At 66.9% G+C, this 6,246-nt stretch carries 7 protein-coding genes; 2 read left to right on the forward strand and 5 right to left on the reverse strand.

Annotated features, from left to right (window positions below; translation table 11 throughout):
- Position 1: 1 nt before the first annotated feature.
- The 5 genes from AC3EO4_RS32380 to AC3EO4_RS32400 all read right to left on the reverse strand — a co-directional run bounded on the left by AC3EO4_RS32380 (position 2) and on the right by AC3EO4_RS32400 (position 4,604).
- Positions 2 to 430: a hypothetical protein gene (locus AC3EO4_RS32380; RefSeq protein WP_379567932.1), complete on the reverse strand. Its 429-nt coding sequence runs from the start codon at positions 428 to 430 to the stop codon at positions 2 to 4.
- A 388-nt stretch (positions 431 to 818) separates the two neighbouring features.
- Positions 819 to 2,066, reverse strand: coding sequence for a formamidase (fmdA, locus tag AC3EO4_RS32385; protein WP_379567934.1), 1,248 nt, complete (start codon positions 2,064 to 2,066; stop codon positions 819 to 821).
- 81 nt (positions 2,067 to 2,147) lie between these two features.
- Entirely contained in the window at positions 2,148 to 2,804 is a 657-nt protein-coding gene (locus AC3EO4_RS32390) for an AmiS/UreI family transporter (protein WP_379567936.1), read from the reverse strand.
- A gap of 151 nt (positions 2,805 to 2,955) precedes the next feature.
- Positions 2,956 to 3,231 (reverse strand): FmdB family zinc ribbon protein, encoded by a 276-nt coding sequence (locus AC3EO4_RS32395; RefSeq protein WP_379567938.1) that lies wholly within the window; start codon positions 3,229 to 3,231, stop codon positions 2,956 to 2,958.
- A gap of 398 nt (positions 3,232 to 3,629) precedes the next feature.
- Positions 3,630 to 4,604: a LysR family transcriptional regulator gene (locus AC3EO4_RS32400; RefSeq protein WP_431899154.1), complete on the reverse strand. Its 975-nt coding sequence runs from the start codon at positions 4,602 to 4,604 to the stop codon at positions 3,630 to 3,632.
- A 114-nt stretch (positions 4,605 to 4,718) separates the two neighbouring features.
- Between AC3EO4_RS32400 and AC3EO4_RS32405 the strand changes: the two genes are divergently transcribed.
- Positions 4,719 to 5,612 carry an NAD(P)H-binding protein gene (locus AC3EO4_RS32405; protein WP_431899155.1) on the forward strand — a complete coding sequence of 298 codons (894 nt, stop codon included), beginning with the start codon at positions 4,719 to 4,721 and terminating at the stop codon, positions 5,610 to 5,612.
- A gap of 72 nt (positions 5,613 to 5,684) precedes the next feature.
- Complete coding sequence (locus AC3EO4_RS32410; RefSeq protein WP_379567944.1) at positions 5,685 to 6,050, forward strand: darcynin family protein; 366 nt, start codon at positions 5,685 to 5,687, stop codon at positions 6,048 to 6,050.
- Positions 6,051 to 6,246: the final 196 nt, after the last annotated feature.

Below are 6,246 nucleotides of genomic sequence, written 5' to 3' on the forward strand. Positions count from 1 at the left end.
CTCATGGCGTACCGGCGATGGCGCACGCGCGGCACGGGGGACGCCCGCAGATGCACTGCATGATGGCGTTGAGGACGTCGTGGTCGTGGTACAGGCACCGGTCGTTGCAGGTGTGGCGCGGAACGAATCCCGCCTGGATCTCGTCGGGCCACGGCTCTTCGCCTTCGCGGCAGCGGACGAACTGCTCGGGGTCGGCCGAGTGCAGCCCGTGCATGCGGTCCCTGGCCTGGGTCTCCAGCGTCCGTGTTTCGGCCACCATGGTCTTGAGCTGGGCGGCGAGGTCGGAGTACCTGTCGTCGCCGGTTCGTACGTGCGCGGCCCGCAGGGCCATCACCGCGTTGCCGAGGAATCGGCTGGCGTCCTGGAGGTCTGTGGTGTGGTGCATCTGGATGCCCGTCACGCTTCGGACCCACACGGCGTCGTTGTTCATTGATCAACCCTTCGAAGTGGCAGGCGCGCACACCCGTTCGGGATTTGCTCCGCTTTCGGTGGACATGTCAGGGTTTGCGGCTACACGTGAGGATAACCGTATTTTTGCGTATTTTTCTACTCAATGAGCCGAGTTGACCATTGACAACCGTCGAACAGCTCGCGGCGAGACCTTGGAAAACGGCCTCCAGCCTGCTGCGGAAGGCGCCCCGGCCCAGTCGGCCGCACGCTCGCGCGGAGAAAGGCTCTTGGGGATAAAAAGGGCAAAATATTACCGATGCGGGCGCGATCGCGGCCACCGCGCGATCGGCGTTCGTCCCCAATCAGCCGATGCGCGGTGGCCGCTCTCGTCCTCATGCGCCGCCGGCGCCTGGATCACGCTGTGACCGTCAGCTCGTCACGGCACACTGCCCGCGCTCCTTCCTGACCGGTCCTTCGGGGTTCGGCCGTACGTCGAAGTCGAAGATCGCCGTGGGGAGGTAGAGCGAGCAGCAGGCGTTGGGGATGTCGACGATCCCGCTGACGCGCCCTTCGATCGGGGCCGAGCCGAGGAGCAGGTAGGCCTGTTCTCCGCTGTAGCCCCACCTCTTGAGGTACTCGACGGCGTTGAGGCAGGCCCTGCGGTAGGCCACCGTGGCGTCGAGGTAGTAGTTGGTGTCGGTGTCGTGGTCCACCGAGATCCCGATGAACGAGAGGAACTCGGAGTAGCGGGGCTCGACGTTTCCTGGCATGAAGACCGGGTTGGTGGAGATGCCGTACTTCTCCATGCCGCCCTTGATGAGGTCGACGTGGAAGTCGATGTATCCGCCCATCTCGATCGCGCCGCAGAAGGTGATCTCGCCGTCGCCCTGGCTGAAGTGCAGGTCACCTCCGGAAAGCTTCGCGTCCTTGACGTGAACCGGGTAGAAGACCCTGGCTCCTCGAGTGAAGTTCTTGATGTCGTGGTTGCCGCCGTTCTCCCGCGCGGGAACCGTGCGGGCGCCCTCGCTCCCGACCCGCTGCGCCACCTCGCCGCTTGCCGTACCGGCGATGACGTTCTCAGTCAACGGCGGCAGGCCGAGCGGCGGGACCCGTTGCGGATCGGTGTCGATGAGAGCCTGCTCCCGGCGATTCCACGCCGCGAGCAGCTCGGCTGACGGCGCGGTGCCGAACAGCCCTGGGTGGGTGATACCGGTGTACCGGACGCCAGGCAGGTGGCGAGATGTGGCCACCTGGCCATGGAAGTCCCAGATCGCCTTGTACGCGTCAGGGAAGTAGTCGGTCAGGAATCCGCCGCCGTTCGCCTTGGCGAACACGCCGGTGTATCCCCATCCCTGTCCTGGCGCGTCCCCGACCTGCTGCGGGACCGCGCCGAGGTCGAGAATGTCGACCACCAGGAGGTCGCCGGGTTCGGCTCCGTCCACCCCGATCGGTCCGCTCAGGACGTGGGCGACGCTCAGATCGACGTCGCGTACGTCGTTCGCGGAATCGTTGTTACCGATCTGCGCGTCGGTCCATTCCCTGCATTCGACTCGGAACTCATCCCCTGGGCGAACCATGTCGGCTACTGGAATATCTGGGTGCCATCGGTTATGCCCGGGTATCTTCTGGTCGCGCATAGACATCGATTGATCGATGCTGAAGACGACGTTTGGCATGATGAATGCCTTTCTTGTGAAAATGTGCCGTCAGGCATGTAGGCGCCGACCACCTCCTCCGGATTCGCGGGCCGCTCCTGTTCAAGTCCAGCGGGGGCGATGCGTCCCGCCCAGCGCCTCGTCGCTCGAGCTCGGTGCCGCCGCGGCGGGTTTGCTCCCTCGCGTCAATGGCCACAGCCCGATGAAGACCACCAGGCCGAACACCGCGAGGACGAGGGCGATGAGGTTCGTGTTCTGCCAGTACCCGGTCAGGACCATGAAGGCGGGGATCGCCGCCGTGATCCACCCCTGGATCGCCGTGACCCAGCCCGTGTACCTGGTGATCTGCTCATGCTTCAAACCCAGGAGCACGAAGAACAGGAACCACAGATAGGCCCAGTAGAGCCAGATGACGCCGAACGCGGGGTCGCCCAGGAGCCGGAAGTTCGCGTACGAGTATCCGAGCGCCATGACGGCCACGAACAAGGAGAAGTAGCCGACTCCCGTGGAGTCGAAACCGCCCAGCAGGTTGATCCCGACGTACAGGTAGGTGAAACCGAAGAGGTAGATGCCTGACGCACCGAGGATCTGGGCCGGGTTCCCTGGATTGGTGATGATCAGCACGGTCGGCGTGATCACCTGCAAGGCCCCGACGAAGAGGTTCAAGATGGCCGCCGCGCGTGGTTCGACCATCTTCAGAAGCATCATTCCGTTGATGAAGAGCACTGCGCCGACGTAAAGAAGTCCGACCGCTCCCATGAGCGACGCACCTCCTGGTGTTGTGGTGTGGCGGCATCACTCACGCCGGGCGGTCCGCGTGACTGTCGCCGCGTCCGGACCGGCGGAGCCGCGTGCGTGACCGGTTCGCGCGCACGTGGCCGCACTGTTTGTTGGTCAGAGATTCTGTTGGTCAGGGCCGGGGCAGGCGTGCCAGCGCCGGGTGCGGCCGCCGACGGCGCCGCCTGGGTGGCAGGTCGGTGACCACTTCAGGCGCTTCCTGGCTCCGCTCCTCACGGGCGAGTCCAGCAGCCACCGCCGCGGGCACCCGGCTGAGATAGGGCGAGGAGAAGACTCGACGGGACGGGCCATGGCACGCGGGGCAGTCGCATACCGGCGTGGCAGTCCCTATCGGTAGATGCACATCGAACCGCCCGCAATCGGGGCAGTGATACTCGTACGTTGCCATAGGCGTCCCCCGGTCAGAGATCTCATTCGATCTTTTCCGGCCTTTGGCACCGCAGAGCCATCGCCGGCCTGCGGCGATCTAGGCATACTTCAGGTAACCTCCGCCTCAATCCCATGTCAAGGTCGCCCTACACGGTAGGGCTTTCACCGAAAACCCGTCCTGAGCGGAAAAGCGGCGCAGAGTAGCAGAACCGCGCTCACCAAGGCGGTAAACGTGCCCAGATCTTTAAAGCGGGTCGCGCACAATGCCCCGGGTGCCAGTCAGACTTTGCCCGACATTTGATGAATATGCGTGACGGGATCGGACGACACGGCCACGGGCCTGGAACCGCCAGAGCACCCCCTCTGACTGATCCCGAAGCCGCTTCGAGTACAGCCCGAACCTCCTGATCTGTCGTACTACTCGGGATCGCTCGCGTCCGCCACGGTGATCTCAGAAGCCGCTGTCGGTGTGCAGAGAGTCCGGCGGACGGCGTCGCGGAGCCAGCGGTGGGCTCCGTCGGCCGTGTGTCGGGGGTGCCAGGCCATGCCGATGGTCAGTGGTGGCAGTTCCAGGGGGATGTCGAGGAGGTGCAGTCCGAGGGCGCCGGCGTCGTGGGTGAGGGGCGAGGGGGCGGCGCCGGGGGGTGCGGCGGGTACGAGGCAGACGATGTCGCTGCGGGTGGCGAGGATCATCGCGGCCAGGTGGCTGGGGAGGACGACACTGACCCGCCGGTGGAGGTCCTGCTCGGCCAGGGCGGGGTCGAGGGGGCCGGTGAACCGGCCGCGGCGGCTGACCGCGACGTGTTGGGCGGCAGCGAGCCGGGCTGGGGTCAGCGGCCCTTCGGTGAGCGGATGGCCGGGCCGGACGGCCGCCACCATTCGGAGGCTGACCAGTTCTTCGACCTGGGTTTCGGGGTCCACGTGGTCGATGGATCCGATCTCCAGGTCGATCCGGCCGTCGCGCAGGGCGGGTCCGGCCTCCAGTTCTTCGGCCCGGATCCGGAACGAGACCCCCGGCGCCTCCCGCTGGGCCAGTCGCAGCAGTCCGGGGGCCAGTGCCGCGCCGACCAGGTCGGCGGCTTGGAGGGTGAAGGTGCTGCGGAGGCTGGCGGGGTCGACGCTCGCGCCGGGGCTGAGCAGCGCTCCGAGGCTGCGTACCACTGTGGCGGCTTCCTCGCGCAGGGCCTGGGCGCGTGGGGTGGGAACCATGGTCTGTCCGGCCCGGACCAGGAGGGGGTCCTGGAGGATGCGGCGCAGACGGGCGAGGGTGCGGCTCATGGCGGCGGGCGAGGTCTGCAGACGTGCGGCGGCGCGGGTCACGCTGTGCTCGGCCAGCAGAGCATCCAGCGCGATGGCGAGGTTGGCGTCGATGACCGGATCCGGGCTGCTCACCAGCATTATTCCATTTCAGTCAATGATTCCGTGCTGAAGTTCCCATTGTGGCAGCACGGAGATCCTCAGCAGGATGAGGGGCGTACCGAACCAGCACGACCTACGAGGTTTTTCATGATCGTCATTACTGCTCCCACCGGGAACATCGGCCGTCACCTGCTCTCCCGGCTCCTGGAGTACGCCCCCGCCGCGGGCGAGGAACTGCGCGTGATCGTGCGCGATCCCGCCCGGCTTCCGGACGCGGCACGCGGACGCGTCGAGGTGGTCGCCGGCTCGCACGCAGAAGCCGAGGTGCTCGACCGGGCCTTCGAGGGCGCGGACGCCGTCTTCTGGCTCGTCCCCCCGGACGCCTCCCTGACCCCGCATGACGCCTACAGCGGTTTCACCCGCCCCGCCGTCAAGGCGCTCGCCGCCCACGGTGTCGGCCATGTCGTCGGCGTCTCCGCGCTCGGCCGCGGCACCCCGCTCGCCGACCGGGCCGGCCTCGTCACCGCCTCCCTCGCCATGGACGACCTCATCGCCGACACCGGCGTCGCCTACCGGGCCCTGGCCAACCCGTCCTTCTTCGAGAACCTCCTGGAGGAGTCCGACTCGATCCGCGAGAAGGGCGTCTTCACCGACTCCGTCGACGCCGACCGCAAGGCCCCCTTCGTCGCCGTCGCCGACATCGCGGCCGTCGCCGCCGGCCTGCTGCTGGACCGCTCGTGGACCGGCACCGACAGCGTCCCGGTCCTCGGGCCGCAGGACCTGTCCCCCAACGACCTGGCCCGCATCATGACCGAACAGCTCGGCCGCCCCGTCCGCTACGAACGCCAGCCGCTCGACGAGCTGTACACCACCCTCGTCGGCCACGGCCTCAACGAGGCATTCGTCCAGGGCATGGTCGACATGAAGCGGGCCAAGGACGAGGGCCTCGACGCCGGCATCGCCCGCACCCCGGACACCACCTCCCCTACCAGCTTCGAGCAGTGGTGCGCCCAGACCCTCAAGCCTGCCGTCCTCTCCTGAAGTCCAGCACCCAGCGCCGGAACACATGGAGCCCGGCGAACCAAGGCCACCTGCCACTTTGGAGGCACCCTGATGCCCGCTGAAAAGACCGAACCACCGGTCACGGCGTTCATGCTGGTCAAGACCACACCCGAGTGGCTCGCCCTGACCGTCCAGGAACGCGTGGACGCCTTCACCACCCAGGTCCTGCCGGCCATCGAGGCCAAGACCACCGGCGTCCGGTCATGCTTCTACGACACGGAGTTCTACTCCGCGCGCGTCACCGACGTCTGGGTGTGGGAAGCCGAAGACCACCACGCCTACCAGCTCCTCATCGACGCACTGCGCGAAACCCCGTTCTGGGACCGTTACTTCGAGGTCGTCGACCTCCTCGTCGGCACCGAGAACGGCTACGCCCGAACCTACGGCCTCGAACCCGTCGCCACCATCACCACCTGACACACCGCCCACCCGCGCAACTGGGCCGATGCCCTCAGGCTGGTCGCGGCCAGAGGGCATCGGTCCAGAAGAACCAGAGATATCGGCTGTCCGGAGAGGGCCGAGGCGCTGGGCACGACGTCCGCCGATCCTGACGCTCACCCGCCAGACGAACTGAACAGTCACAGCCCGAAGACTGACCACGACCTCGCAGCCC

This window comes from Nonomuraea sp. bgisy101, assembly GCF_057708945.1.

Coding starts and splice junctions, on each gene's coding strand:
- AC3EO4_RS32380 (WP_379567932.1), bottom strand. CDS start 430: ATGAACAACGACGCCGTGTGGGTCCGAAGCGTGACGGGCATCCAGATG.
- AC3EO4_RS32390 (WP_379567936.1), bottom strand. CDS start 2,804: ATGGGAGCGGTCGGACTTCTTTACGTCGGCGCAGTGCTCTTCATCAAC.
- AC3EO4_RS32410 (WP_379567944.1), top strand. CDS start 5,685: ATGCCCGCTGAAAAGACCGAACCACCGGTCACGGCGTTCATGCTGGTC.
- AC3EO4_RS32405 (WP_431899155.1), top strand. CDS start 4,719: ATGATCGTCATTACTGCTCCCACCGGGAACATCGGCCGTCACCTGCTC.
- fmdA (WP_379567934.1), bottom strand. CDS start 2,066: ATGCCAAACGTCGTCTTCAGCATCGATCAATCGATGTCTATGCGCGAC.
- AC3EO4_RS32395 (WP_379567938.1), bottom strand. CDS start 3,231: ATGGCAACGTACGAGTATCACTGCCCCGATTGCGGGCGGTTCGATGTG.